Origin of the sequence: Streptomyces sp. NPDC102278 (assembly GCF_044766345.1) — a bacterium.
Lineage (GTDB): Bacteria > Actinomycetota > Actinomycetes > Streptomycetales > Streptomycetaceae > Streptomyces.
In genome coordinates this window covers 40,355-64,003 of sequence record NZ_JBIWLV010000014.1, presented here as the reverse complement: position 1 = coordinate 64,003, position 23,649 = coordinate 40,355, and the positions used below count along the sequence as shown (strand labels likewise).

Annotated in this window: 23 protein-coding genes; 8 read left to right on the top strand and 15 right to left on the bottom strand. The window is 72.1% G+C overall.

Going from position 1 to position 23,649, the window contains the following annotated elements:
- Positions 1-3: 3 nt before the first annotated feature.
- The 5 genes from folK to ACIRO3_RS28245 form a co-directional block, all read right to left on the bottom strand.
- Complete coding sequence (gene folK / locus ACIRO3_RS28265) at positions 4-612, bottom strand: 2-amino-4-hydroxy-6-hydroxymethyldihydropteridine diphosphokinase (protein ID WP_053678464.1); 609 nt, start codon at positions 610-612, stop codon at positions 4-6.
- On the bottom strand, positions 609-968 hold the full coding sequence (folB, locus tag ACIRO3_RS28260; RefSeq protein ID WP_053678462.1) for a dihydroneopterin aldolase: 360 nt from the start codon (positions 966-968) through the stop codon (positions 609-611). Before folB ends, folK begins: the two co-directional genes overlap by 4 nt.
- Before the next feature lie 130 nt (positions 969-1,098).
- Positions 1,099-1,542: a nuclear transport factor 2 family protein gene (locus ACIRO3_RS28255; protein WP_361769998.1), complete on the bottom strand. Its 444-nt coding sequence runs from the start codon at positions 1,540-1,542 to the stop codon at positions 1,099-1,101.
- Between the two features lie 28 nt (positions 1,543-1,570).
- Positions 1,571-2,443, bottom strand: a complete 873-nt coding sequence (gene folP / locus ACIRO3_RS28250; protein ID WP_404141507.1) for a dihydropteroate synthase — start codon at positions 2,441-2,443, stop codon at positions 1,571-1,573.
- 142 nt (positions 2,444-2,585) lie between these two features.
- The gene (locus tag ACIRO3_RS28245) at positions 2,586-4,436 is read right to left on the bottom strand and encodes a phosphatidylglycerol lysyltransferase domain-containing protein (RefSeq protein WP_404141505.1); all 1,851 of its coding nucleotides are present in this window, start codon (positions 4,434-4,436) and stop codon (positions 2,586-2,588) included.
- A gap of 152 nt (positions 4,437-4,588) precedes the next feature.
- On the opposite strand from ACIRO3_RS28245, the gene ACIRO3_RS28240 reads away from it, so the two are divergent.
- On the top strand, positions 4,589-5,698 hold the full coding sequence (locus ACIRO3_RS28240; RefSeq protein WP_361769989.1) for an alpha/beta hydrolase-fold protein: 1,110 nt from the start codon (positions 4,589-4,591) through the stop codon (positions 5,696-5,698).
- A gap of 115 nt (positions 5,699-5,813) precedes the next feature.
- Here ACIRO3_RS28240 and ACIRO3_RS28235 read toward each other — a convergent pair whose 3' ends face one another.
- Positions 5,814-6,785, bottom strand: coding sequence for an ATP-binding cassette domain-containing protein (locus ACIRO3_RS28235; RefSeq protein ID WP_365998198.1), 972 nt, complete (start codon positions 6,783-6,785; stop codon positions 5,814-5,816).
- A gap of 167 nt (positions 6,786-6,952) precedes the next feature.
- On the opposite strand from ACIRO3_RS28235, the gene ACIRO3_RS28230 reads away from it, so the two are divergent.
- The 4 genes from ACIRO3_RS28230 to ACIRO3_RS28215 all read left to right on the top strand — a co-directional run bounded on the left by ACIRO3_RS28230 (position 6,953) and on the right by ACIRO3_RS28215 (position 10,632).
- Complete coding sequence (locus ACIRO3_RS28230; RefSeq protein WP_404141503.1) at positions 6,953-7,681, top strand: ABC transporter permease; 729 nt, start codon at positions 6,953-6,955, stop codon at positions 7,679-7,681.
- A gap of 3 nt (positions 7,682-7,684) precedes the next feature.
- Positions 7,685-8,356, top strand: a complete 672-nt coding sequence (locus tag ACIRO3_RS28225; RefSeq protein ID WP_404141501.1) for an ABC transporter permease — start codon at positions 7,685-7,687, stop codon at positions 8,354-8,356.
- Positions 8,357-8,417: 61 nt separating this feature from the next.
- Positions 8,418-9,407: a glycine betaine ABC transporter substrate-binding protein gene (locus ACIRO3_RS28220; RefSeq protein ID WP_361769977.1), complete on the top strand. Its 990-nt coding sequence runs from the start codon at positions 8,418-8,420 to the stop codon at positions 9,405-9,407.
- Between the two features lie 112 nt (positions 9,408-9,519).
- On the top strand, positions 9,520-10,632 hold the full coding sequence (locus ACIRO3_RS28215) for a hypothetical protein (RefSeq protein ID WP_404141499.1): 1,113 nt from the start codon (positions 9,520-9,522) through the stop codon (positions 10,630-10,632).
- A 17-nt stretch (positions 10,633-10,649) separates the two neighbouring features.
- Here the strand turns inward: ACIRO3_RS28215 and ACIRO3_RS28210 are convergent, their stop codons facing one another.
- The 4 genes from ACIRO3_RS28210 to ACIRO3_RS28195 all read right to left on the bottom strand — a co-directional run bounded on the left by ACIRO3_RS28210 (position 10,650) and on the right by ACIRO3_RS28195 (position 14,347).
- Complete coding sequence (locus tag ACIRO3_RS28210) at positions 10,650-11,891, bottom strand: alpha/beta hydrolase family protein (RefSeq protein ID WP_404141497.1); 1,242 nt, start codon at positions 11,889-11,891, stop codon at positions 10,650-10,652.
- A gap of 85 nt (positions 11,892-11,976) precedes the next feature.
- Entirely contained in the window at positions 11,977-12,192 is a 216-nt protein-coding gene (locus ACIRO3_RS28205) for a hypothetical protein (RefSeq protein WP_361769968.1), read from the bottom strand.
- Between the two features lie 42 nt (positions 12,193-12,234).
- Positions 12,235-13,158: an arylamine N-acetyltransferase gene (locus tag ACIRO3_RS28200; protein ID WP_404141495.1), complete on the bottom strand. Its 924-nt coding sequence runs from the start codon at positions 13,156-13,158 to the stop codon at positions 12,235-12,237.
- A gap of 46 nt (positions 13,159-13,204) precedes the next feature.
- Entirely contained in the window at positions 13,205-14,347 is a 1,143-nt protein-coding gene (locus tag ACIRO3_RS28195) for an NADH-quinone oxidoreductase subunit D (RefSeq protein ID WP_361769962.1), read from the bottom strand.
- Between the two features lie 31 nt (positions 14,348-14,378).
- Here ACIRO3_RS28195 and ACIRO3_RS28190 point away from each other — a divergent pair, with 31 nt between their 5' ends.
- Both ACIRO3_RS28190 and ACIRO3_RS28185 read left to right on the top strand, forming a co-directional pair.
- On the top strand, positions 14,379-14,870 hold the full coding sequence (locus tag ACIRO3_RS28190) for a PH domain-containing protein (RefSeq protein WP_404141493.1): 492 nt from the start codon (positions 14,379-14,381) through the stop codon (positions 14,868-14,870).
- On the top strand, positions 14,867-16,171 hold the full coding sequence (locus ACIRO3_RS28185) for a PH domain-containing protein (RefSeq protein ID WP_404141491.1): 1,305 nt from the start codon (positions 14,867-14,869) through the stop codon (positions 16,169-16,171). Before ACIRO3_RS28190 ends, ACIRO3_RS28185 begins: the two co-directional genes overlap by 4 nt.
- An 88-nt stretch (positions 16,172-16,259) precedes the next feature.
- Here the strand turns inward: ACIRO3_RS28185 and ACIRO3_RS28180 are convergent, their stop codons facing one another.
- Complete coding sequence (locus tag ACIRO3_RS28180) at positions 16,260-16,928, bottom strand: response regulator transcription factor (protein ID WP_053678436.1); 669 nt, start codon at positions 16,926-16,928, stop codon at positions 16,260-16,262.
- 17 nt (positions 16,929-16,945) lie between these two features.
- The gene (locus tag ACIRO3_RS28175) at positions 16,946-18,148 is read right to left on the bottom strand and encodes a sensor histidine kinase (RefSeq protein ID WP_404141488.1); all 1,203 of its coding nucleotides are present in this window, start codon (positions 18,146-18,148) and stop codon (positions 16,946-16,948) included.
- Positions 18,149-18,255: 107 nt separating this feature from the next.
- Here ACIRO3_RS28175 and ACIRO3_RS28170 point away from each other — a divergent pair, with 107 nt between their 5' ends.
- The gene (locus ACIRO3_RS28170) at positions 18,256-19,302 is read left to right on the top strand and encodes an SAM-dependent methyltransferase (RefSeq protein WP_404141487.1); all 1,047 of its coding nucleotides are present in this window, start codon (positions 18,256-18,258) and stop codon (positions 19,300-19,302) included.
- A 33-nt stretch (positions 19,303-19,335) separates the two neighbouring features.
- Here the strand turns inward: ACIRO3_RS28170 and ACIRO3_RS28165 are convergent, their stop codons facing one another.
- The 3 genes from ACIRO3_RS28165 to ACIRO3_RS28155 form a co-directional block, all read right to left on the bottom strand.
- Positions 19,336-20,886: a M28 family metallopeptidase gene (locus ACIRO3_RS28165; protein WP_404141485.1), complete on the bottom strand. Its 1,551-nt coding sequence runs from the start codon at positions 20,884-20,886 to the stop codon at positions 19,336-19,338.
- A 186-nt stretch (positions 20,887-21,072) separates the two neighbouring features.
- Entirely contained in the window at positions 21,073-22,197 is a 1,125-nt protein-coding gene (locus tag ACIRO3_RS28160) for a DUF5937 family protein (RefSeq protein ID WP_404141483.1), read from the bottom strand.
- Positions 22,198-22,434: 237 nt separating this feature from the next.
- Positions 22,435-23,559 carry a beta-eliminating lyase-related protein gene (locus ACIRO3_RS28155; protein WP_361769941.1) on the bottom strand — a complete coding sequence of 375 codons (1,125 nt, stop codon included), beginning with the start codon at positions 23,557-23,559 and terminating at the stop codon, positions 22,435-22,437.
- Positions 23,560-23,649: the final 90 nt, after the last annotated feature.

Sequence of the window (23,649 nt, the reverse complement as noted above, 5' to 3'; positions counted from 1 at the left end):
CGACTAGTCGGGGAGGTGGAGTTCCAGGTCGGGTCGCGGCGTGACCCCGGTGAGGCCGATTCCGGCCAGCAGGGCGGCGACCGCGCCGCGGCCCGGGAGCTGGGCCTCCGGGTCGATGTCGTGCCAGGGGGCCAGCACGAAGGCGCGCTGGTGGGCCCGCGGGTGCGGGAGGGTGAGGACCGGGTCCTCGGAGATCACGTCGGCGTACGCGACGATGTCGACGTCGATGGTGCGGGGCCCCCAGCGTTCCTCGCGGACGCGGTCGAAGGCCTCCTCGATGGCGTGTCCGCGCTCCAGGAGCGAGGACGGCGGCAGGGTGGTCTTCACCGCGATGACCGCGTTGAAGTACGCGGGCTGCGAGCCGGGCTCGACGCCCCACGGCTCGGTCTCGTAGACGGGGGAGACGGCCTTGACCCGCAGGCCCGGGGTGTCCCCGAGGGCGTCGATGGCGCCCTGGAGGGTCTCCAGCCGGTTGCCCAGGTTGGCTCCCAGCGCGACCACGGCCCATTTCGGGTTGGACAGGGTGACGTCCGCCGCGTCGACCGCTTCGACGACGGAGGCGGGCACCGGCTGGACGGTGGGGTCGCTCTGGGCGTTCAGTCCGTTGTTCATGCGCGGCTCCGGGTGATCGTGATGGTCACGTCGTCGAAGGGGACGGTGATCGGCGCGTCCGGCTTGTGGACGATGACCTCCACCTGCGCCACCGCTTCGTGCTTCAGGCACTGCTGGGCGATTCGCTCGGCGAGCGTCTCGATCAGGTCGACGGGCTCTCCCTGGACCACGTCGACGACTTCTTCCGCGACTACCCCGTAGTGCACGGTCTTAGCCAGATCGTCTCCGGCGGCGGCGGGACGGGTGTCGAGGTGGAGCACCAGGTCCACGATGAAGGTCTGGCCCTCCTCGCGTTCCCGGGGGAAGACGCCGTGGTGCCCGCGAGCCTTGAGGCCGCGCAGCGCGACACGATCCACGCGAATCACTCCAACTTTCGTAGGTGCATCCGCCCCGGGACTCCCCGGGGCCATGGGCCTACGCCGAGTGCGGTCGGCGTCGTCCGCCTTCGAATTTACCTGCGATGTACGTCGCCCCCCGCCCTTGGGGTCAGTCGGAGTCCTCTTCGTCCTCATCTTCGGAGTCCGTAAGGACCGGTGAACCGTGGTGGGACCAGAGCCGCCAGCCCTCGGGTGTGCGTCGGAACACATTCGTGGCGACGACCAGCTGACCGACCAGCGGACCCAGTTCGCCGCCGTCCTCGGCGGGGCCGCCGCTGAGGATGTTCTCCGTACAGGTGACGAGTGCGGTGTCGCCCGTGACGGCGACCTTGGTGTCCGTGAGGAAGAACTGGATGTACTCGGTGTGGGACATGATCAGGGCGTAGGAGCGCAGTACCTCGCCCCGCCCCGACAGCACGGGCCAGCCCGGGTGGACACAGGAGATCTCGTCCTCCAGCCAGAGCGCCGACAGTGCGTCGAAGTCCCCCTGCTCCATGGCCTCGTAGAAGGCCGTGTTGACCTCTTCGACGGCTTCGATGTCGGTACGGCTCACCGTGCTCCTTCCTTGTCGGTACGGCGGATCACAGTGCCCCTTCCACCGCACGGGCCACCCGAACCGCGTCGGCGGTCGCCCGTACCTCGTGTACCCGGACCGCCCAGGCGCCCTGGTGGGCGGCGATGGCGGACACGGCGGCCGTGGCGGCGTCCCGTTCGCGGGCGGGCGGCGGGGCGGCGCCGTCCGGGCCGGCCAGGACGCGGCCGAGGAAGCGCTTGCGCGAGGCGGCGACGAGGAGCGGGAAGCCCAGGGCCCGCAGCTCGCGCAGGTGGGCGACCAGGGCCAGGTCGTGGTCGGCGTTCTTCGCGAAGCCCAGGCCCGGGTCGACGAGGAGCCGTTCGGGGGCGATCCCGCCGGCGACGACGGCGTCGACGCGCTCGCGCAGTTCGGCGGTGACCTCCGCGACGACGTCCTCGTAGACGGCGAGGTTGTTCATGCCGGCGCTGAAGCCGCGCCAGTGCATGACGACGAACGGCACCTCGGCGGCGGCGACGGCCGGGATCATGCCGGGGTCGGCGAGCCCGCCGCTGACGTCGTTGACCAGGACGGCGCCGGCGGCCACGGCCCGGGCGGCGACCTCCGCGCGCATGGTGTCGACGGAGACGGCGATCCCCTCGGACGCCAGTCCGCGGACGACGGGGACGACCCGGCGCAGTTCCTCCTCGGCGTCGACGCGGGAGGCGCCGGGGCGGGTGGACTCGCCGCCGACGTCCACGAGGTCGGCGCCCTGCGCGACCAGGTCCAGGCCGCGTTTGACGGCCGCGGTGGTGTCGAACCAGCGGCCACCGTCGGAGAACGAGTCGGGGGTGACGTTGACGACGCCCATGACCCCGCAGCGATCCCACTCCGGCAGGCCTGTCACCCGGCCCCTGGCGGTGACCCCGTGGTTCGTGTTCATGGGTCCAAGAGTAGAGCTGACCTGGATATGACAGGGCGCCGAGACGTTTCGGTCCGGTGTCGCGGGGGCTCGCGGAACGCGGACGGCCCCGCCCGGGTGGGGGCGGGGCCGTACGGGACGGGGCCGGGTGCGGTCCGGGGGCTCAGGCCGCCTGGATCTCGCGTTCGGCCTGGGCCGGCACCTTCGCGACCTGGTGGTGGGCGCAGGTGCGGACCGGCTTGGGCCGGCGGCGGCCGGCGAACAGCCGGGGCAGTGCCAGCGTGACGAATCCCTCGGCCTGCATCGCGGCGAAGCCGATGCGGGGCAGGTCGCGGCTGTGCCGGAAGACGACGAAGCGGGGCTCCCAGCGGGGGCGGAACTTCGCGTTGAACTTGTACAGGGACTCGATCTGGAACCAGCGGGAGAGGAAGACCAGCAGGCCGCGCCACATCCGCAGGACCGGGCCGGCGCCGATCTTCTCGCCGCGGGCGAGCGCCGAGCGGAACATCGCGAAGTTCAGCGAGACCTTCTCGATGTTCAGGGCGGGGGCGGCCTCCAGGGAGGCCACGATCAGCAGCTCGTTCATGCCGGGGTCGGCGGCGCGGTCGCGGCGCATCAGCTCCAGCGACATGCCGTCATTGCCCCAGGGGACGAAGTGCAGGACGGCCTTCAGGTCGCCGAAGGGGCTGGTGTCGCCCTCCTCCTCGCGGTGCGCGGTGGCGATGAAGCAGTCGCCGTCGCCCGGGTCGCCGACCCGGCCGAGCGCCATGGAGAAGCCGCGCTCGGTGTCGGTGCCACGCCACGCGTCGGCGGCGCCGCGGACCTGCTCCAGCTCTCGTTCGGTGAGGTCGCTGACCCGGCGCACCTTGGTGGTGTAGCCGTTGCGCTCGATGCGCTTCACCATCTGGCGGACATTGCGCATGGCGCGGCCCGCGAGGGAGAAGTCTTTGACATCGACAATCGCCTCGTCACCCAGCTCCAGGGCGTCCAGACCGGTCTCGCGGGTCCAGACCTCGCCGCCGGTCTCGCTGCAGCCCATGACGGCCGGGGTCCAGGAGTGGGCCTTGGCCTCCTCCATGAACCGTTCGATGGCGCCGGGCCAGGCCTCGACGTCGCCGACGGGGTCGCCGGAGGCGAGCATCACGCCGGAGACGACGCGGTAGGTGACGGCGGCCTTGCCGCTCGGGGAGAAGACGACGGCCTTGTCGCGGCGGAGCGCGAAGTGGCCGAGGGAGTCGCGGCCGCCGTGCCGGGCGAGGAGCTCGCGCAGCCTGGTCTCGTCGTCGGCGGTGAGTCGCGCGGCCGGGTGCTCGGGGCGGAAGGCCAGGTAGATGGTGGTGACCGCGGTGAGCATGCCGAGGGCGCCGAGGGAGTAGCCGACGGTCCAGGACACGCGTCCCGCGTATTCCACGGGGCCCTCGATGCCGAACAGGCCGTACACGACGTGGCTGATCTGCTCGTAGAGGCTGGGGTCGCCGACGACCTTGCCCGGGTGGACGTTGACGATGACCAGGCCGAGGCCGATGGAGCCGGCGCTCATCAGCACGAGGTTGGCCAGCGCCTTCCACCGGCTGCGGGGGTCGGGCAGGGCCTTGAACTCGTTCTGGTGGCGCAGCAGCAGGGCGAGGAGCACCGCCGCGATGATCACGCCGATGACGGAGTGCCTGTACGTGAACTGCGCCACCGCGCCGGCGGGCAGCAGGACGACGGAGGCGCGCCAGGCGCGTCGCTTGTGCCGCTTGAGGCCGTGGGCCAGCAGCAGGAGCAGGACGCCGGCGCTGATGGACAGGGCGGCGGCGAACGGGCCGAGGGAGCCCGGGAGCACCTCGGTGACCGCGTGGAACCTGCTGTGTCGGAATCGCGGGAAGACCCCCGCCGCGATGTCCAGAAGGCCGACGATCATGACGGCCGTACCTACCAGGCCAGGTACCGATTCCGGCCGTGGGCCACGGAGGATTCGGCGCACCCCGCTCGGAACCTGTCCCGACTTATCGCCATCTATCCTGCTAGACATCGCTTCCCGTTGCTCCGCGAGAGATCATGTGGCCGAAGGCTGCGACAGCCTCCGGGGTGTGGTGCGTCCATTAGGACGACATCGACGGGGAGCGGGTTCACTCTTCCGTCGGAAATTTCCAGTCCTGCCATCAGAAAGACGACTGACTGCTCATGGGTCTCACCAGTAATACGGTTCTGGTCCTGGCCATCATCGCCGGCGTGGTGCTCTTCGCTCTCACGCTCTGGTTCTGGCCTCGGCTCTCGGGCCGCACCTGGCGCGCGTACGTGGGCCGGGTCGGTCTCCTGCTCGCGACGCAGTTGGCGCTGTTCGCGGCGGTGGGGCTCGGAGCCAACAAGTCGTTCCTCTTCTACGGGTCCTGGGCCGACCTCTTCGGTCAGGAGACGTCGATCGGCAAGGTCGTCGACCACTCGATGAGCAGCAAGGACATCAAGGTCGTCGACAAACAGAAGCTGGACGTCCCGGGCGGCGGGAAGCCTCAGGTCGGTGGTCAGATCCTGAAGGTCGCCATAACGGGGCAGAAGTCGAAGATAACGAGCCCCGGGTACGTGTGGCTGCCGCCGGAGTACTTCCAGCCGCGGTACAAGGACCAGAACTTCCCCGCGTCGATCGTGCTGACGGGCTACCCGGGCACCGCCGAGAACCTGATCAAGGGCCTCGACTACCCCATGAAGGCCTTCAGCCTGTCCAAGGCGGGCAAGATGAAGCCGATGATCCTGGTCATGCTGCGCCCGACGATCGCGCCGCCGCGTGACACCGAGTGCGTCGACATACCCGGTGGCCCGCAGACCGAGACCTTCTTCGGCCAGGACCTGCCGCAGGCCATCCAGAGCACCTTCCGGGTCGGCAAGAAGCCGCAGAACATGGGCTTCATCGGGAACTCCACGGGCGGCTACTGCGCCCTGAAGATCGCCGCGCACTACCCGCAGACCTTCGGCGCCGCCGCCGGCCTCTCCGCGTACTACGAGGCCCCCGACGACCCGACGACCGGTGACCTGTTCCACGGCGACGACAAGCTGAAGAAGCGCGCGGACGTGCTGCACAGCATGCGGAACAAGCAGCCGGCCGGTACGTCCTTCCTGGTCACCAGCAGTGAGAAGGGCGAGCCGAACCTCGGTGACACCAAGAAGTTCATCAAGCTGGTCAAGGGGCCGGACCGGGTCTCCTCGATCATCCTCGACAGCGGCGGCCACAACTTCAACACCTGGCGGCGGGAGATCCCGCCGATGCTGACGTGGATGAGCGGCCGCATCCAGGCCTGATCGCGCCCGGCCCGATCAGGCCGCTCGATCTGCGCCGACCGACCGACCGCCCGGCCCGACCGACCGCCCGGCCCGACCGTCTCACGGTCGGGCCGGGCGCGTTCCGGTCAGGCCGTCAGGCCTCCTGGAGTCGGACCCGGCGCAGTGCCCGGTGCACGCCCTCCGGGGTGAGTACGCCGATCAGCGCGCCGGAGTCCGGGTCGGTGACCCCGATCCGGCCCTCGTCCTCCTGGAGCAGGGCCGCGAGGGCCTCGCGCAGGCTCGCCCCCAACGCCACCGTGGCGGCGGGGGCCTTTTCGTGTGCCGGACCCCCTTCCGCGAGGTCCGCGGTCTCGACCGGGGTGACCGCGAGGCGCTTGAGGCCCCGGTCCGAGCCGACGAAGGAGGCGACGTAGTCGGTGGCGGGCGCGGCCAGCACGGTGGCCGGCTTCGCGAACTGCTCGATGGTGCCCGTGCCGTAGACGGCGATCCGGTCCCCGAGTCGGATGGCCTCCTCCAGGTCGTGGGTGACCAGCAGGATCGTCTTGCGGACGGTCCTCTGCAGGGCCAGGAACTCGTTCTGGAGCCGCTCGCGGACCACCGGGTCCACGGCGCCGAACGGTTCGTCCATCAGGAGCACCGGCGGGTCGGCGGCCAGGGCGCGGGCCACGCCCACCCGCTGGCGCTGCCCGCCGGAGAGCTGCTCCGGGTAGCGGCCGCCGTACACGGCCGGGTCGAGACCGACGAGTTCCAGCAGTTCCGCCGCGCGGGCGCGGGCCTTGGACTTCGGGGTGCCGAGCAGGTGCGGCACAGTCGCCGTGTTCTCCAGCACCGTCTTGTGGGGGAACAGGCCGACCTGCTGGATGACGTAGCCGATGCGGCGGCGCAGCTCGACGGGGTCGGCGGCGGCGATGTCCTCGCCGTCGACCAGGATCCGGCCCGACGTCGGCTCGATCAGCCGGTTGACCATCTTCATCGTGGTCGTCTTGCCGCAACCGGACGGGCCGACCAGGGTGACCAGTTCGCCCTCCGCGACCTCGAAGGAGAGGTCCCGGACGGCCGTCGTCCCGTCGGGGTAGCGCTTGGTCACTTGCTCGAATCGGATCACCGGACCATCCTTCCTCACGCGCGGGTGCCATGTGTGAAGGGCATGTTGCCCGACTGCGAAGGAATCCGGCCATTGTCGGTGGCGGGGGTTAAGGTCGGTCTGACCAGGCCTTCGGGTCGGACGCGTGTTCGACGACAGGCTGACGGAGCGAGGCGGGGGTGAGCGGCATGGCCGGGCAGAGCTGCCTGGTGGCGAACGACTGGATCTGCTGGGAGTACGTCACCTCCCGCTCCCAGGAGCTCACCGACGCCACCGTCGAGCACATCTGGATCACCGGTCTGTCGGTGGTCGTCGGGCTCGTCGTGTCCGTTCCGCTCGCCCTGCTGGCCCGTCGCGGCCGCGGCTGGGCGGCTCCCGTGCTCGGTCTGACCACTTTGCTCTACACGGTTCCCTCGCTCGCCATGTTCTCCCTGTTGCTGCCGGTCTTCGGGCTCTCGGCCACGCTGGTGGTGACCGGTCTGGTGCTGTATTCGCTGACCATCCTGGTCCGCAACGTGCTGGCTGGTCTGGAAGCGGTCCCCGACGAGGTGCGGGAGGCCGCGCGCGGCATGGGGTACGGCCCGGGCCGGCTGCTGTGGCAGGTCGAACTGCCGCTGGCGCTGCCCGCGCTGCTCGCGGGCGTCCGCATCGCCACCGTGTCGACGGTCGCGCTGACGACCGTGGGGTCGATCGTCGGCAAGGGCGGGCTGGGCAACCTGATCGCGCCGGCCGTGAACAGCTCCTTCAAGGCCCAGGTGCTCACCGCATCGGTGTTGTGCGTGCTGCTCGCGCTGGTGGCGGACCTGCTGCTGCTCGGCGTCCAGCGGCTGCTCACCCCGTGGACCCGGGCCTCGAAGCCCACCACGAGGAAACGTTCCTCCACGTCGGCCCCGACACCCGTCGCCAAGGAGGCCTGAGCCATGGGCGTACTGGGCGAGGCCTGGGACTGGCTGGCCGACGGTGCCAACTGGGCCGGCGATAACGGTGTTTGGCACCGGCTCGGCGAGCACGTCTACGTCAGCGGGATCGCCCTGGCCGTCGCCTGCGCGGTGGCGCTGCCGGTCGGGCTCTGGCTCGGCCACCTCGGAAAGGGCGGGGCCCTCGCGGTCAACGTGTCCAACGTCGGCCGGGCGATCCCCGTCTTCGCGGTGCTGGCCCTGTTCATGGTCTCGCCGCTGCGCGGGGCGGGGTACCTGCCCACCATCGTCGCGCTCGTCCTGTTCGCCATTCCGCCGCTGCTGACCAACGCGTACGTGGGTATGCGCGAGGTGGACCGCTCGGTGGTCGAGGCGGCGAGGGGGATGGGCATGTCCGGGACACAGCTGTTCCTGCGCGTGGAACTGCCGCTCGCGCGCGGACTCGTGATGACGGGGCTGCGCTCGGGCGCGGTCCAGGTCATCGCCACCGCCACCATCGCGGCCATGGTCGGCCAGGGCGGTCTGGGGCGGATCATCACCGCCGGCTTCAACACGTTCGACACGGCCCAGGTGGTCGCCGGCGCCCTCCTGGTGGCGCTGTTGGCCCTGCTGGTGGAGGGCGTGCTGGTGGCCGTCGACCGGCTCCTGCTGCGGCGCCCCTCGGTGGCCCGCTGAGCCCTGCCGCCGTTCCCGTCCCTCTTTCTTCCCGCTGTACTCACTCCCTGGAGGAGCAACCATGAGCAAGTCCACGCGCGTTCTCGGCGCGGCACTGGGCGCGGTGGCCCTGACCGTCTCGCTCGCCGCGTGCGGTGGCGACAGTCTGGAGAAGGCCAAGGACGGCGGCTCGTCCACCCCGGCCTCCTCCTCGGGCGGCGGCGCCAAGGGCAAGCTGGTGGTCGGCGCGGCCGGCTTCACCGAGTCCAACGTGCTGGCGGAGCTGTACGCCCAGGTCCTGAAGGACGCCGGCTACTCCACCTCGATCACCACGGTCAACAACCGTGAGCTGTACGAGCCCTCGCTGGAGAAGGGCGAGATCGACGTCGTCCCGGAGTACGCGGCCACCCTCGCCGAGTTCCTCAACGCCAAGGTCAACGGCAAGGACGCGCCGAAGGACAAGCCGGTCGCCTCCAGCGACGCGGCGGCCACGGTGGCGGCGCTGGAGAAGCTCGCGACGCCACTCGGCATCAAGGCGCTCCCGGCGGGCGAGGCGGTCGACCAGAACGCCTTCGCGGTGACCAAGGAGTTCGCCGAGAAGAACAAGCTCAAGACCCTTTCGGACCTCGGCAAGTCCGGCCTGAAGGTGAAGATCGCAGCGGGCGACGAATGCGCCGTCCGTCCGTTCTGCGCGCCCGGGTTGGAGAAGACGTACGGCATCTCCGTGGCCGGCATCGACCCCAAGGGCGTCGGCACCCCCCAGTCCAAGCAGGCCGTCAAGGACGGTGTGGACCAGCTGGTGCTGACCACGACGACCGACGCCACGCTCGACACCTTCGGCCTGGTCCTGCTGGAGGACGACAAGAAGCTCCAGAACGCGGACAACGTCCTGCCGGTGGTCAACGCCAAGGACGCGGGTGCCCCGGAGGTCGCCGCCGCGCTCGACAAGCTCACCAAGGCGCTGACGACGGCGGACCTCGTCGACCTCAACCGCAAGGTGGACGCGGAGCGCGCGAAGCCCGCCGATGTGGCCAAGGCGTACCTGGAATCCAAGGGTCTGCTGAAGAAGTAGCCCCACAGCAAGATCAGTTACGCGATTGATGCGGAAATGACGGGTAACTGCCCGGCAAGAGATTGCCGGGCGGCTTCCCCACACCCCACCTACTCCCTGTAAATTTCAGGCCATGCCCCGTGGACGCCACCGCAATCCAGAACCTCTGCACCGACTGCTCACGCCGACCCTCGTCGCCGGTGTCTGCGTGGCCGGCGCCGGCGCGGCCTGGCTGCTCGCGGGCCCCGAAGGCGGCGCCGCCTGGCGCCTCCTCGTGGCCCTCACGGCCGCCTCGGGCGTGGCCGGCGCCGTCGTCATGCGCTCCTGGGACCGCTCGGCCGGGCGCCGGGTGGCCGAACTGACCCGAGAACGGGTCAAGGACGAGTGGAAGACGGAAGAGCGGATAGCCGAGCTCGAATCCGACCTCGAAGAAGCCCGCACGCTGCGCGCCAGGCTCGACACGAAGCTGCGCGCCAAGCGGGTCGAACTCGCGGGCCTGCGCGGCGAGCACGCCGCGCTGCTGCGCCGGTACGCCACCGCCGAGACGGAGCGGGCCACCGCCCTCGAAGGACGCCGACTGCTGGCCATCGAGGCCGCCGCGGCCCCCGCGGGCGCGCCGAAGGAACTCCCGGCCGCGTCGCAGGAGCGCACCCCCGCCGGGGCGCCCACGGCGATCGGCTACGCCCGGGCCAACGCGGCCATGGCGGCACTGGTGCGCAAGGGTCAGGAGCGGGCCTCGGCGCGACCCAAGGCCCTGGCGTCCGGCGCGGACCCGATCCCCGGCCCCCCGAACCCCGGCCCCCCGAACCCCGGTGCCCGCACCCCCGGCACCTCGCCCGCCGTCGCCCCGGCCGCGGCGCCGCGCGGCCCCGAGGCGCACGGCCGTACGACGACCGGCGACGGGCCGTCCGCCGTCCCGGCGCGGCGGCAGGCGGCGACCGTGGCCCCGTACGCGGCCCCGAGGCGGTCCGCCTCGCGCGTCGAGGGCGGCTTCGACTTCTTCGGCACCAAGAACGCCGCCCAGGCCCGCGCCGCGATCGAGGCCGTGCAGAACGAGGACCTCGCCGACGTGGTCGGCGCCGAGGTCCTCGCCGTGCACAAGGCCGAGGCCGTACGCGCGGCCGACGACACGGAGTTCAAGCCGGTGACCCCCGAGCAGCGCGCGGTGGGCCAGGTCATCGACCTGACGGCGCACGACGAGACCGAGCCGATCGACGTGGTCCGGCTCCGCACCGCGATCTCCTAGCACCCGCGTTCCCGGACTCAGCGCAGCGCGTCGAACCAGCGCACCACCTGGGGGGCCGACCTGAGGGCCGTCGTGACGTGGGCCGCGTCCGGGCCCTGGTCGACGACCTTCGCCCGGACCCCGTGGCGGGCCAGGTCGGCGGCGCAGGCGCGGGAGTTGGCGATCGGCACGTCCGTGTCGGCGCCGCCCGCGTAGAGCCGTACCGGCACGTCCGGCTTCCAGTCGCAGGCGCCGTCGTTGGCCCGCAGGGCGGTGCGCAGGGCGCCGCGCGGGGACCGGACGTTCTCGACCCAGGCCGGGGTGAGCAGTTCCTCGGGGGTCGCGGGCAGCGCGGCGACGATCTCCTCCTCCGGGTGCGTCCCGTCGAACAGGCCCTCCACCGTCCCCGCGTACGGCGCGCGGAACACCTCGGCGGTGTCCTTGTAGAGCGGGTGGAGCCGATTCCGGGCGGTCAGGAAGTACGAGAGGTAGAAGACGGCGGTGCGCGGGGCGACCCGGCCGTCCGCGATCCCGGGCATCTCGGAACCGGACAGGTCGTACGGGCCGGCCATCGGGGCCAGCGCGCGCAGCCGCAGCCCGTCCCGGCCGCGGGAGAGTTCGCGGCCGACGGCCATGGCCACCTGGCCGCCCTGGGAGAAGCCGGTGGCGTACACGTCCCGGGTCAGGGGGCGGCCCAGCCGGTCGGCGGCGGTGCGGGAGGCGTTGAGCATGTCGACGGTGGCGGTGACGGCGGAGCGGGTGTCCATGTAGGGGTGCGGGCCGGCGCCGCCGCCGAGGCCGAGGTAGTCCGGCGCGGCGACGGCGCGACCGGCCGAGGCGTGCAGGTAGGGGGTGAGCCGGTTGTGGCCCTTGCCCCCGCTCGGCGCGCCGTCGCGGTGGGCGACGGTGCCGTGGGTGTCGGACACCAGGTCGGGCCGGGCCGGGCCGCCGCGCGGCAGGACCAGCAGCCCGGTGGCCGCGGTGGGGCGGCCCTTCGGGTCGACGGTGGCGTAGGTGAGGCGGTACGCGCGGACGCCGTACCGGACGCCCGTGGTGTCGACCCCGAGAGCGGCCGGCTCGGCGGTGACGCCGGCGCGGTCGAGGGCGTCGACGGGGGTGACGGAGATCAGGCCGCCCCGGGCGGCCGGCGCGCGCACGGGGGCGGTGGCGGGTGCGGCGAAGGCCGCCGGCGCGGCCGCCGCGCCGGTGACGGCCGCGAGGACCACGGCCGCGGCCGCGCGCCGAGGCCACTGCTTGTTCTGGTGCGAGGTCGTCGTCATGTCCCGAACGCCATGAGCGGCCCGCGCTCCCCGACATCCCGCATTCCCCCGGCAGTCGAGGGGGATACCCCCCGACCGGTCCCTGTCAGAACAGCGGGAGCTGCCCCGGGTGCGGGCCCAGGGCGAAGCCGTCCAGGGTCGGCGCCGACGCGCCCAGCATGACGCGGGCGCGGGAGCCGGGGCAGGACACCAGGTCGCCGCGTCCCCGGCCGGCGGGCGGGTCGTGGCGGGCGATACGGCCGGCGGTGACGGCGCAGTCGCGGCCGCAGGTGGGGCAGGCCCTACGGGGGGAGTGGGACATGCCCCAAGTCTGCACCCTCGCACCGACAACACGGGCCCGGCGTCAACCCACCCGCGACTCCTCGGCGGCCCGCTGCCGGGGCTCGTCCCGCAACGCGTCCCGCGACTCCTCCCGCGACTCCTCCCGCGACTGGCGCCACGTCTCGTGCGCGCGGTCCACCCGCTCCCACAGGGCCGCCCGGTCCGCCGCGGTCAACTCGTCGAGCGACCGGCCGAAGACCCCGTGCAGCACGCCGAAGAACTCCTCGGGCGTGTGCAGTTCCCGGTCCGTCGTCCCCTTGAGCGGGTCGATCCGGCTCAGGACGCGCCCGCGCAGGGCGTCGATGCCGTGCGCGTCGCGCCGCAGCATCGCGAAGGTCCGTACGAAACCGGAGTCCCGCGAGGTGGACAGCCGCAGGTGCTCGGCCTCGAACCCGGCCATCGTGGCGGTGGTCGAGCGGAAGTTCATCACGGGGAAGGGGCCGTCCGGGTTCCGGTACGTCCAGCCCGGTCCTTCCCCGTCGAGCGGGACGAGGGGCTCCAGCGTGTACCGGAAGTCCCCCCGCCGGTGGGTGCCCTCGCGCAGCGGCAACGGCTCGTGCGGCCCGTCGCCCAGTCCGACGTCCACGAAGAACGCGGCCCCGCCCACCCGGACGACCAGCGCGAGGTGGTCGCCGTTGACGCCCCGGGCGTCGGACTCCTTGTACACGCCGCCGAGATGGCGGGTCACGTCGTAGCCCAGCGCTTCGAGGAGCGCGGAGAAGGCGCCGTTGAGGTGGAAGCAGTAACCGCCCAGGCCCGCCGCGAGCCGGCGCACGGACAGCTCGGGGTCGATCCCGGGCGGCCGGCCCAGCTGGATGTCGATGTTCTCGTACGGCACGCGCTCCAGATGGGCCCGCTGGAGAGCGAACAGCCCCTCGACGGAAGGCGCCGCCGGCCGGTCGACGCCGAGCCGGCGCAGGTAGTCCAGGCACATGTCGGAGATCATGTGGTCACCCTAGACAAGGCCGGTCGAACACCCGTCGCGTTCAGGACTACTTGTCGATGTCGCCGACGACGAAGAACAGCGACCCCAGGATCGAGACCATGTCCGCGACCAACTGCCCGGGCAGCAGCACGGCCAGCGCCTGGATGTTGTTGAAGGACGCCGAGCGCAGCTTCAGCCGGTACGGGGTCTTCTCGCCCTTGGACACCAGGTAGTAGCCGTTGACGCCCAGCGGGTTCTCCGTCCAGGCGTACGTGCTGCCCTCGGGCGCCTTCAGAACCTTCGGCAGCCGCTGGTTGATCGGGCCCGGGGCCAACTCCGCCATCCGGTCCAGGCAGGCGACGGCCAGGTCGAGGGCGTTGTGCGTCTGGTCGAGCAGCACCTCGAAGCGGGCCAGGCAGTCGCCCTCGGTCCGGGTGACCACCTTCAGCACGTCCTGGAGTTCGCCGTACGCCAGGTAGGGCTCGTCGCGCCGCAGGTCGAAATCGACGCCGGAGGCACGCGCGATCGGGCCCGAGACCCCGTAGGCGTGCACGGCCTCCGCCGGGAGCACGCCCACCCCGCGCGTGCGGCCGCGGAAGATCTCGTTGCCGTGGACCAGCTTGTCGTAGACGTCCATGCGGGTGCGGACGTCCGCGACGGCGTCGCGGGCCCGGCCCAACCAGCCGGCGGGAAGGTCCTCCTTGAGGCCGCCGACCCGGTTGAACATGTAGTGCATGCGGCCGCCGGAGATCTCCTCCATGACGGCCTGGAGTTCCTCGCGCTCGCGGAACGCGTGGAAGATCGGCGTGATCCCGCCCAGCTCCAGCGGGTACGAACCGAGGAACATCAGGTGGTTCAGCACCCGGTTCAGCTCGGCCAGCAGCGTGCGCATCCACACGGCCCGCTCGGGGACCTCCATCCCCAGCATCCGCTCGACGGCCATGACCACGCCCAGCTCGTTGGAGAACGCGGACAGCCAGTCGTGGCGGTTCGCGAGCATCACGATCTGCCGGTAGTCACGGGCCTCGAAGAGCTTCTCGGCGCCCCGGTGCATGTAGCCCACCACCGGTTCCGCGCTGACGATGCGCTCCCCGTCCAGGACGAGGCGCAGGCGCAGCACGCCGTGCGTGGAAGGGTGCTGCGGCCCGATGTTGAGCACCATGTCGGTGCTCTCCGCCGCGCCGCCGATACCGACCGTGGTCTCCGTCATGGCGGCATTGTCTCAGCCCTAGGGTGTATGCATGGGAACCGGGACAACGGGTGGGACGAGCGGACCCGAGTGGGTGGGGCTGCCGGGCGGGCTCCTTACGCTCCGGCGGCTGCTGCTGGTGATCTGGATGACGGTACTCACGGCGCTCACGGCGGTCGTACTGGGCCTCACCGCCGGACCGGCGTGGGCCGCCCTCGGGGCGCTGTGGCTCGGGGTGCTGGTCTGGGGCTGGGTGCTGCTCGGCCGCAACTGGCGGTCCTGGCGGTACGCCGAGCGCGCCGACGACCTGCTGATCAGCAGGGGTGTCCTGTGGCGGGAGCAGACCGTGGTGCCGTACGGGCGGATGCAACTGGTCGAGGTGACCTCGGGCCCGCTGGAACGCCGCTTCGGGCTGGCCTCCGTACAACTGCACACGGCGGCCGCGGCCACCGACGCCAAGATCCCCGGGCTGGTCCCGGCCGAGGCCGACCGGCTGCGCGACCGGCTGTCCGCCCTGGGCGAGGCGAAGTCGGCGGGCCTGTGAGCGACACCGGGGCGCCGGAACGCCGGCTGCACTTCCTGACCCCCCTGCTGCGGGCCTGGGTGCCGATCGCGGCCACCCTCGGCGTCATCGCCCAGCAGGGCGAGCGGGCGGGGGAGTGGATCGCGGACCTGTCCGGGCTGCTGCGGCTCCTGGTGCTGACCGGGCTGGTCCTCGTCTTCGGCGCGTACGGCTTCCTGAGCTGGTGGTTCACCCACTACGCGGTCACCGACACCGAACTGCGCATCCGCAGCGGCCTGCTCTTCCGGCGCACCGCGCACATCCGACTCGACCGGCTCCAGGCCGTGGACGTCACCCGACCGCTGCCGGCCCGCGTCGCCGGGGTCGCGAAGCTGCGGCTGGACGTCATCGGCACCGAGGACAAGGACGAACTGGCCTACCTCGCGGAGAAGGACGCCGTCGCGCTGCGCGCCGAACTCCTGGCCCGGGCGGCCGGCTTCGCCCCCGCCGAAGCCGTCACGCTCGGCGAAGCCCCGGAACGCGAACTGCTGCGGGTCCGGCCGAGGGACCTGGTGGTCTCGCTGGTGCTGACCCTCGCCGTGTGGGCCGCCCTGGTCGCCGGGCTGGTCGTGCCGGTCGTGGTGTGGTGGCTCAGCGGAAGCGTCTGGGCCACCGTCGCCACCCTGCTGCCGTTCCTCGGCGGGGTCTGGGCCGGCACGGCGGGCCGCTTCCTCACCGAGTACGACTGGACGGTCGCCGAGTCCCCCGACGGGCTCCGGATCGACCACGGACTCCTCGACCGGGCCCACGAGACGGTGCCGCCCGGGCGCGTGCAGACCGTACGGATCGTCGAGCCGCTGCTGTGGCGCCGGCGCGACTGGGTCCGGGTGGAGCTGGCGGTGGCCGGCTCGAAGAACGACGTCCTGGTCCCGGTCGCCTCGCGGGCGGCCGCGTACGAGGTCATCGCGCGCGTCCTGCCCGGCGTGGACCTGGCGGCCCTGTCCTTCAGCCCCTCCCCGGAAGCCGGCTCGCGCTGGGTGGTACCGGTGTGGTGGAAGGGGTACGGCCTGGCCGTGTCCGAGGACGTGTTCGCCGCGCGCAGGGGGCGCCTGTGCCGCCGCACGGAGATCGTCCCGCACGCCAAGGTGCAGAGCGTGCGTCTCGCCCAGGGGCCGTGGGAACGCGCCCGCGGCGTGGCCGACCTGCACGTGGACACCGGCGCGAACGCCACCGTCACCGCGCGGCTGCGGCCGTCGGCGGAGGCCGCCGCGCTGCTGCCCGCCCAGGCGGCCCGCTCCCGCACCTCCCGCGCCGCGGCCCGCCCGGACCGCTGGATGACCTGACCGGGCCCCTCCCCGGACGATCCGGTGCCGCGGCCTTCCCGATCACCGCACTGGACGATCCGGTGCCGCGGCCCTCCCGGCGACAGCCCTAGAGACCGCCGGCGCGGACCAGGCCCGTCTCGTACGCCAGGACCACGACCTGTACCCGGTCGCGCAGGCCGAGCTTGGTCAGGATGCGGCCCACGTGCGTCTTGACCGTGGCCTCCGAGAGGACCAGCCGCGCCGCGATCTCGCCGTTCGACAGGCCCTGCGCCACCAGCAGCATGACCTCCCGCTCGCGCTCCGTCAGCCGCTCCACGTCCTTGTTCCGCGGCTCCGCCGTCGTGGTCGGCAGCATCGGCGCGAAACGGTCCAGCAGGCGCCGGGTCGTCGACGGGGCGACGACGGCGTCCCCGCTGTGCACGGAACGGATCGCGGCCAGCAGTTCCGCCGGCGGGACGTCCTTCAGCATGAAGCCGCTCGCGCCGGCCTTCAGCCCGGAGAACGCGTACTCGTCCAGGTCGAAGGTGGTCAGGATGATGACCTTGGGGTGTTCCTCGGGCTCGCAGATGCGCCGGGTCGCCTCGACCCCGTCGAGCCGCGGCATGCGGACGTCCATCAGCACCACGTCCACCTTCGTGGCCCGCAGCACCTCCAGCGCCTCCAGGCCGTCCCCGGCCTCGGCGACCACGTCCATGTCCGGCTGGGCGGCAAGCACCATTCGGAAGCCGGTGCGCAGCAGCACCTGATCGTCGACCAGCATCACTCGGATGGACATCGGTTACCTCGTCCTCGTCATCTCTTCTTGAGCGGGAGCAGTGCGCTGATCCGGAAGCCGCCGCCGGGGCGCGGGCCCGCGTCCAGGGTGCCTCCGACCATACCGATGCGTTCCCGCATGCCGATCAGCCCGTGTCCGGCGCCGTCGGCGCCGCCGTCCTCGTACAGTTCGTGGGCCGCGCCCCGGCCGTCGTCCTCCACGAGCAGGCCCAGCCCGTCGTCGAAGTAGACCAGCCGCACGCTCGCGCTCGCCTCGGGGCCCCCGTGCTTGCGCGTGTTGGTCAGCGCCTCCTGGACGATCCGGTACGCGGTCAGTTCGACCCCGCTCGGCAGCCGGCGGGGGGAGCCCTCGACCTCGAAGTCCACCGTGAGGCCCGCGGCCCGTACCTGCTCGACCAGGACCTCGATCTGTTCCACGTCGGGCTGCGGCACGTAGTCCTCGGACTCCTGCGGTTCGCCGGTTCGCAGCACGCCCAGCAGCCGGCGCATCTCGGCCAGGGCCTGCCGGCCGGTGCCGGAGATGGTCTGGAGGGCCTCCTTGGCCTGTTCCGGTGCCACGTCCATGACGTACGCGGCGCCGTCGGCCTGCACCACCATCACCGACACGTTGTGCGCGACGACGTCGTGCAGCTCGCGGGCGATCCGGGCGCGTTCGGTGGTGACGGCCGCCTTGGCCTGGGCCTCGCGTTCCTTCTCCAGGCGCTGGTTGCGTTCGACGAGCTGGGCGTAGTAGGCCCGGCGGGTGCGCACGGAGTCGCCGAGGACCCAGGCGAGGGCGAAGGGCACGACGGCGAAGAGGGTGCCGATGACGTTGTCGGTGGTCGCGCCCCGGTCCACGTGGAAGCGCAGGAAGTACAGGGGGGAGGCGGTCAGCCCGATGCCGAACGCCGCTCGGGACAGCCGGCGCGAGACGTCCGCGGACGCCGCGACCGTGTAGAGGATGATCAGCATCCCGAAGTCGCCGAGGTGTGGATCGGTGCGGGTCAGCAGTTGGTAGACGCCGGTGCCGACGGCCAGCCAGAACATCGGCACGGTCCACTTGCGGCGCAGGGCCACCACCGCGCTCATCGCGATCACCGAGGGAATGGCGATCAGGCGGGTGGCGGTGCCGCTCAGACCGCTGTTGGTGACTTCCAGCAGGGAGACCCCGAAGATCAGGGCAGCCCAGAAGCTGTCGACGCCCGTCGGGTGTCTGCGGAGGAAGTCGTAGAGACGCTGCACGTAACCCAGAGTAGGCAAAGCGGATAGGTGCTGGAGTCAACCAGAGGAGCGATCCGTTGAGGGATGAAGTACTCCCGAAGGTGGAGGGTGAGCTTAGCCTTGGGTCGATGAGCACTCAGGGCGAGCGCACGGTTCCGCTTCGTTGGCGGTCGGCCATGGAGGCCGCGCTCTACGGACCCGACGGCTTCTACGTACGCCCCGGCGGCGCGGGCCCCGCCGGGCACTTCCGCACGTCCGTGCACGCCTCGCGGCTGTACGCGGGGGCCGTCGCCCGGCTCCTCCTCACGGTGGACGAGGCGCTCGGGCGCCCTCGGGGGCTGGACCTGGTCGACGTGGGGGCCGGGCGCGGCGAGCTGCTCACCGGGGTGCTGGCCGCCCTGCCCGCGCGGACGGCCGCGCGGGTGCGCCCGTACGCGGTCGAGCGCGCGGCCCGGCCCGAGGGGCTGGACCCCCGGATCCGCTGGGTCCCGGTACCGCCCGAACGGACGACGGGGCTGTTGTTCGCCAACGAGTGGCTGGACAACGTGCCGCTGGAGATCGCCGAGGGCGGGCGCTACGTCACGGTCGCGCCCGACGGCACGGAGAGCCGCGGCGAACCCTTGGAGGAGGCGGACCGGGCCTGGCTGGAGCGGTGGTGGCCCGGCCCGGGCCGGGCCGAGATCGGCCGGTCCCGCGACGAGGCCTGGGCGGCGGCCACCGCGACCCTGGAACGGGGCCTGGCGGTGGCGGTGGACTACGCCCACACCCGGGAGGCCCGGCCCCCGTTCGGCACGCTCACCGGCTTCCGCGCGGGCCGGGAGGTCGCCCCGGTCCCGGACGGCGGCTGCGACGTCACCGCCCACGTGGCGCTGGACTCCTGCGCGGGACCGGACGCGACCCTGCTCACGCAGCGCCGGGCCCTGACGCTCCTCGGGGTCTCGGGGGACCGGCCGCCCCTGGCCCTGGCCTCGACGGACCCGGTGGCGTACGTCCGCGCCCTGTCGGCGGCGGGCGAGGCGGCGGAACTCACGGCGCGCGGGGGCCTGGGCGACTTCGGCTGGCTGGTCCAGCCGGTCGGCATCGCCCCCTGGCCGGCGGGCCACGGCGAAGGGGCCGGGCGGGGCGACGGATCCGGGCACGGCGACGGACACGGCGAAGGGGCCGGGACCCCCTGACGGGATCCCGGCCCCCGCTCACCCCGTCGGGTGTTACCGCTCCGTGTGGTGGTCGTGCCCGGGGCGCAGGCCCCCGCCGTTGCCCGAACCGGTGCTCGGCTTCGCGACGACCGGCTGCGACAGCGGGGCCAGGTCGTAGGCGTAGTGGCCGACCGCGTTCGCGATGACGTCGACGTTGATGTCGAGCGCCTTCTGGTCGATGTTGTCGATGTCGTCGCCCTTGCCGTGGTAGTTCACGTCGTAGGCGACACCGGCCTGGCCGCCGAACTTCGCGGCCTGCTCGGCGGTCTTGATGCCCTCGGCGCCGGTGTCCGTACCGCCGGACGGGATGCCGGCCTCGATGAACGGGCCGTAGTCCGAGCGGCCCGTGAAGTCCGAGCCCTCGTGCGGGATGCGCTGCGCGTCGAGGAAGTCGGTGATGCCCTTCTCCAACTGCGCGGAGCCCTCGGGGCCGGGGCCCGAGCCGACCTTGTCCGAGTCGTCGCCGTCGTAGACGAAGTAGGCGGCGTTCGGCGAGGCGATCATGTCGAAGTTCAGGTAGAGCTTGATCTGCTTCTTCTGCGCGTCGGTCAGCCCGGCCACGTACGCCTCGGAGCCGAGCAGGCCGAACTCCTCCGCCGACCACCAGGCGAACTTGACCTTGTTCTTGATCTTCGTCTGGCTGCTCGCGAGGCGCTGCGCGACCTGGAGGATGCCGGCCGAACCGGAGCCGTTGTCGTTGATGCCGGGCCCCTCGGAGACCGAGTCCAGGTGCGCGCCCAGGAAGACGGTGTTGTTCTCGTCGCCGCCCCGCGTCTCGGCGAGGAGGTTGTACGTCTTGCGGTTCTCGCGCAACTCGCGGATGTCCAGGGTGATCGAGACCGGGCCGGCGGCCGCCTCGGCGGCCAGCTTCTCGCCCTCCGCCTGGGTGACGCCGCCCGTGGGGACCTTGCCCGCGTCCGCGGCGCCCAGGGTGCCGTTCAGCGCGCCCTCGGTGTTGTTGTAGATGACCGCGCCGACCGCGCCGGCCGCCGCCGCGTTCTCCTGCTTCACCGCGAAGGTGCAGCCGCCGCGCTTCACCAGGGCGATCTTGCCGGTGAAGGTGCCGGAGGCGAAGTCGGCGGGCTCGCAGCCGTTCGTGCCGTCGGCGTCGACGGGGGCGACGGCGAGTTGCGCCGTGATGCCCTCCTCGGGGCCGCTCGCGGTGTACGTCATCAGGTTGATCGGGACGTCGCGTTCGGCGTCGCCGTTCACCGTGAGCTTTTCCGCGATGGTTTCCACATACACGAAGTCGAACTCGTTCTTCGTGACCTTGTATCCCGCCGCGCGCAGCACGGCTTCGACGTACTGGGCGGATTGCACGTGGCCCTTGGAACCGGCCACCCGGGTGCCCTTGTTGTAGTCGGCGATCGACTGGAAGACCTTCAGGTGGTTGTTGGCGCCCTTGCCGGTCGCCTCCTTGACCAGCTTCTTGGCCAACGCGTCGCCCTTGGCGGCGTCGCTCTGGGGGCCGGTGGCGCCGGCGGGACCGGCGAGGAGCAGCGGGGAGACGAGAGCCACGGCGGCCAGGGCGGCGGTGGCGGCGGCTATACGGCGTGAGGGCATGAAGGTCCTTTCACGACAAGTGCAGGCATACGTGTGGTGTCGCACGGTGCGCGAGGGGGAGTGGTGATCGCACGTTAAACAGCAAGGAGCCACTCTGGCCAGAGTTTTCACTGATTCCGGTTTATGAATTCCGTATATCGGTGAAGCTGCGCGGGTGTTAATCGGCCACTGTCCGCCGGTTTCGACCTACCGGAGGATGCCTTCCATGAAGTCGGATCCGAGGCGCGCCACCGCGGTCACGTCCAACTGGTGTTGCGCGTAACGCCCCTGACGGTGCGTGTGCAACAGGTCGGCCTTCTTTAGCACCGACAGGTGGCGGGACACCTCGGGGGCGGATATGCCGTAGACCGTGGCCAGTTCGCTGGTGGTGTGCGGTCCCCGGGCCAGGCTCCGGCACAGCATCATCCGCATCGGGTGCGCCAGGGCCTCCATGCGCCGCCGGAGCAGCTCCACCGAACCGGGCGCGGAGGCCAACTCCGGTGCCCCGAGCGGGTAGTGGACCACCGGACGCCAGCCCGGGGCGTGCAGGACCAGCAGGTGCGGCCAACCGAAGTGGGTCGGTATGAAGACCAGCCCCCGTCCCACCCGGGGATCGGTGGCGGTCGCCGAGCCGTCGACCATCTTGTCGGCGGTGATCGTGGTACCGGCCCGGTCCAGGCTCAACGCCGAGGAGACCTCCCGCAGCGCGGCCGGCAATCCCTTGCGCCGCAGCACCTCCGCCTTGTGCCGGGCGTCCGCGGCCTGCTGCGGGCCGATCCGCCGCCAGACCTCGCCGAAGAAGGCCTCGTGACAGTCCTCCAGCAGCCGGCGCATCCACACCCGCACGGCGGCGGTGTCGTCCAACAGGCGAAGCGAGAAATGCAACTGGCGGGGTCCGCGCGCGGCGGCCGCCTCCAACGCCTTGGCGCGCGAGGCCGCGTCGTGGAGCGGGGAGGCCACACCGCCCTCGTTGTAGAGGGCCAACCAACAGTGCTCCAGGGCGGCGATCACGAACCGCTCGTCGTCGAGTCGGTCGAGTACGTCGAGTTCCCCGGCCAGCGTCCCGGCGGGCAGGCCCGAGCCGCCGGGCACCCCGGCGAAGGGCATGAAGACGTCGGAGAACGAACTCCGCCACATGAAGTCGGCTTCCAGCAGCCGATCGGCGAGGGAGGGGTCGAGCCCGGCCCGCGTGGCGTTCGCCCACGACTGGAGCCCGGGGTGGTGGGCGGGTTGGGAGAGCGCGTGCAGGGCCATGCAGAGCTCGGCGAGCGGGGACGGCGCGAACGCGATCCGCTCCACGGGGAGCCCGGCGATGTCGATGGTGACGCTCATCGCCCCATTCTGTCCGGTGCGGGTTCCGCGGACGTTCGCCGGGGGGCGCCGGTCCGGAACCGGGTATCCCGCCCGGCAAGCCGCCCACCAGCCGGAATCCGGCTCCACCGGCGAGGACCGTCCGTCGAGCGGACGGGTGCGGCCGAGGGGGTGAGGGCGGGGCCGTCAGCGCGATCGCGCGGTACCCCCTCGACGCCTGCCGGGCCTCCGGCCCCCGCTCCGCCGGCCGCACCGCCGCTACAAGCGGGCCACGAAGTCCGCCACCGCCGCCCGGACATCCGCCCCCTCCCACTCCAGACCCGGTTCGGTGACCTCCAGCTCCGTCATCGACAACCCCGGCGGCCCCTCCGCCGACCAACGGCGGAACAGCACCGTCCCCGTCTCCTGCGCCTGCCGCAGGCCCGCATCCGTCAGCCGGTCCGCGTCGTACGGCAGCCACACCTGGAACTGGTGGGTGTGCGGCTCCTCCGGGTGGACCCGGAACCACGGCACCCCGGCCGCCGCGAAGCCCTCCCGCAGCGCCCCGGCGACCATCCGCGCCCGCTCCACGTACGACGGCAGCCGCGGCAGCTCCCGCTCCAGCCCCGCCAATGCCGACAGCGCCTGCGGGAACTGCCGGAAGATCTGGCCGCCGTACCGGTGCCGCCACACCCGGGCCTCCGCGATCAGCTCCGCGGACCCCGCCAGCGCGGCCCCGCTCAGCCCGCCGAGCGACTTGTAGAAGGACACGTACACGGAGTCCGCGAGCCCCGCGATCTCCGACAGCGGCCGCCCGAAGTGCGTCGTGGACTCCCACAGCCGCGCCCCGTCGAAGTGCACCACCGCGTCCCGCGCCCGGGCCGCCTCCACCAGCGCCGTCAGCTCCTCCCACGTCGGCAGGAGGAACCCGGCGTCCCGCAGCGGCAGCTCCAGCATCAACGTGCCGAAGGGCTCGGCCACCTCCGCGACCTCCTGCGGCGTCGGCTGCCTCGGATCCCGGGTCGGGTACACCGTCCGCAAACCGGAGACCACCGACAGCGCCCCGCCCTCCCACATCTCCGGATGGCCCATCGGGTGCAGCGCCACCACCGGGTTCCCGGTGCGGCCCGCCCAGCACCGCAGCGCGATCTGCTGCGCCATCGTCCCGGACGGGAAGAACGCCGCGTCCGCCGTCCCCAGCAGATCGGCGACCCGCTGCTCCAGCCTGGCCACCACCCCGTCCCCGTACACGTCGGCGGGCTCGTCCGGGTCGGCGGACGCCGCCTCCGGCAGGGCCGCGAGCAACTCGCCCACCGTCGGTTCCAGCAGGCTCCGCGAGAGCGTCCGCCCCGCCCCGCGCCAAGCCGCCACCAGCCGCTTCGTACGGTCTTCATCAGCAGTCATGCCCCGATCATCGCCGACCGGCCGACACGCCCAGGGGCTAGCATGGCGGCGTATCGTCCGGTACCCCCCGCGGACTGGAACGGAAGGCAT

Bases quoted from the DNA above. Each gene is read 5' to 3' on its own strand.
- folK (WP_053678464.1), bottom strand. From the start codon at position 612: ATGAACAACGGACTGAACGCCCAGAGCGACCCCACCGTCCAGCCGGTG.
- folP (WP_404141507.1), bottom strand. From the start codon at position 2,443: ATGAACACGAACCACGGGGTCACCGCCAGGGGCCGGGTGACAGGCCTG.
- ACIRO3_RS28245 (WP_404141505.1), bottom strand. From the start codon at position 4,436: ATGTCTAGCAGGATAGATGGCGATAAGTCGGGACAGGTTCCGAGCGGG.
- ACIRO3_RS28240 (WP_361769989.1), top strand. From the start codon at position 4,589: ATGGGTCTCACCAGTAATACGGTTCTGGTCCTGGCCATCATCGCCGGC.
- ACIRO3_RS28230 (WP_404141503.1), top strand. From the start codon at position 6,953: ATGGCCGGGCAGAGCTGCCTGGTGGCGAACGACTGGATCTGCTGGGAG.
- ACIRO3_RS28225 (WP_404141501.1), top strand. From the start codon at position 7,685: ATGGGCGTACTGGGCGAGGCCTGGGACTGGCTGGCCGACGGTGCCAAC.
- ACIRO3_RS28220 (WP_361769977.1), top strand. From the start codon at position 8,418: ATGAGCAAGTCCACGCGCGTTCTCGGCGCGGCACTGGGCGCGGTGGCC.
- ACIRO3_RS28215 (WP_404141499.1), top strand. From the start codon at position 9,520: ATGCCCCGTGGACGCCACCGCAATCCAGAACCTCTGCACCGACTGCTC.
- ACIRO3_RS28210 (WP_404141497.1), bottom strand. From the start codon at position 11,891: ATGACGACGACCTCGCACCAGAACAAGCAGTGGCCTCGGCGCGCGGCC.
- ACIRO3_RS28205 (WP_361769968.1), bottom strand. From the start codon at position 12,192: ATGTCCCACTCCCCCCGTAGGGCCTGCCCCACCTGCGGCCGCGACTGC.
- ACIRO3_RS28200 (WP_404141495.1), bottom strand. From the start codon at position 13,158: ATGATCTCCGACATGTGCCTGGACTACCTGCGCCGGCTCGGCGTCGAC.
- ACIRO3_RS28195 (WP_361769962.1), bottom strand. From the start codon at position 14,347: ATGACGGAGACCACGGTCGGTATCGGCGGCGCGGCGGAGAGCACCGAC.
- ACIRO3_RS28190 (WP_404141493.1), top strand. From the start codon at position 14,379: ATGGGAACCGGGACAACGGGTGGGACGAGCGGACCCGAGTGGGTGGGG.
- ACIRO3_RS28180 (WP_053678436.1), bottom strand. From the start codon at position 16,928: ATGTCCATCCGAGTGATGCTGGTCGACGATCAGGTGCTGCTGCGCACC.
- ACIRO3_RS28170 (WP_404141487.1), top strand. From the start codon at position 18,256: ATGAGCACTCAGGGCGAGCGCACGGTTCCGCTTCGTTGGCGGTCGGCC.
- ACIRO3_RS28165 (WP_404141485.1), bottom strand. From the start codon at position 20,886: ATGCCCTCACGCCGTATAGCCGCCGCCACCGCCGCCCTGGCCGCCGTG.
- ACIRO3_RS28160 (WP_404141483.1), bottom strand. From the start codon at position 22,197: ATGAGCGTCACCATCGACATCGCCGGGCTCCCCGTGGAGCGGATCGCG.
- ACIRO3_RS28155 (WP_361769941.1), bottom strand. From the start codon at position 23,559: ATGACTGCTGATGAAGACCGTACGAAGCGGCTGGTGGCGGCTTGGCGC.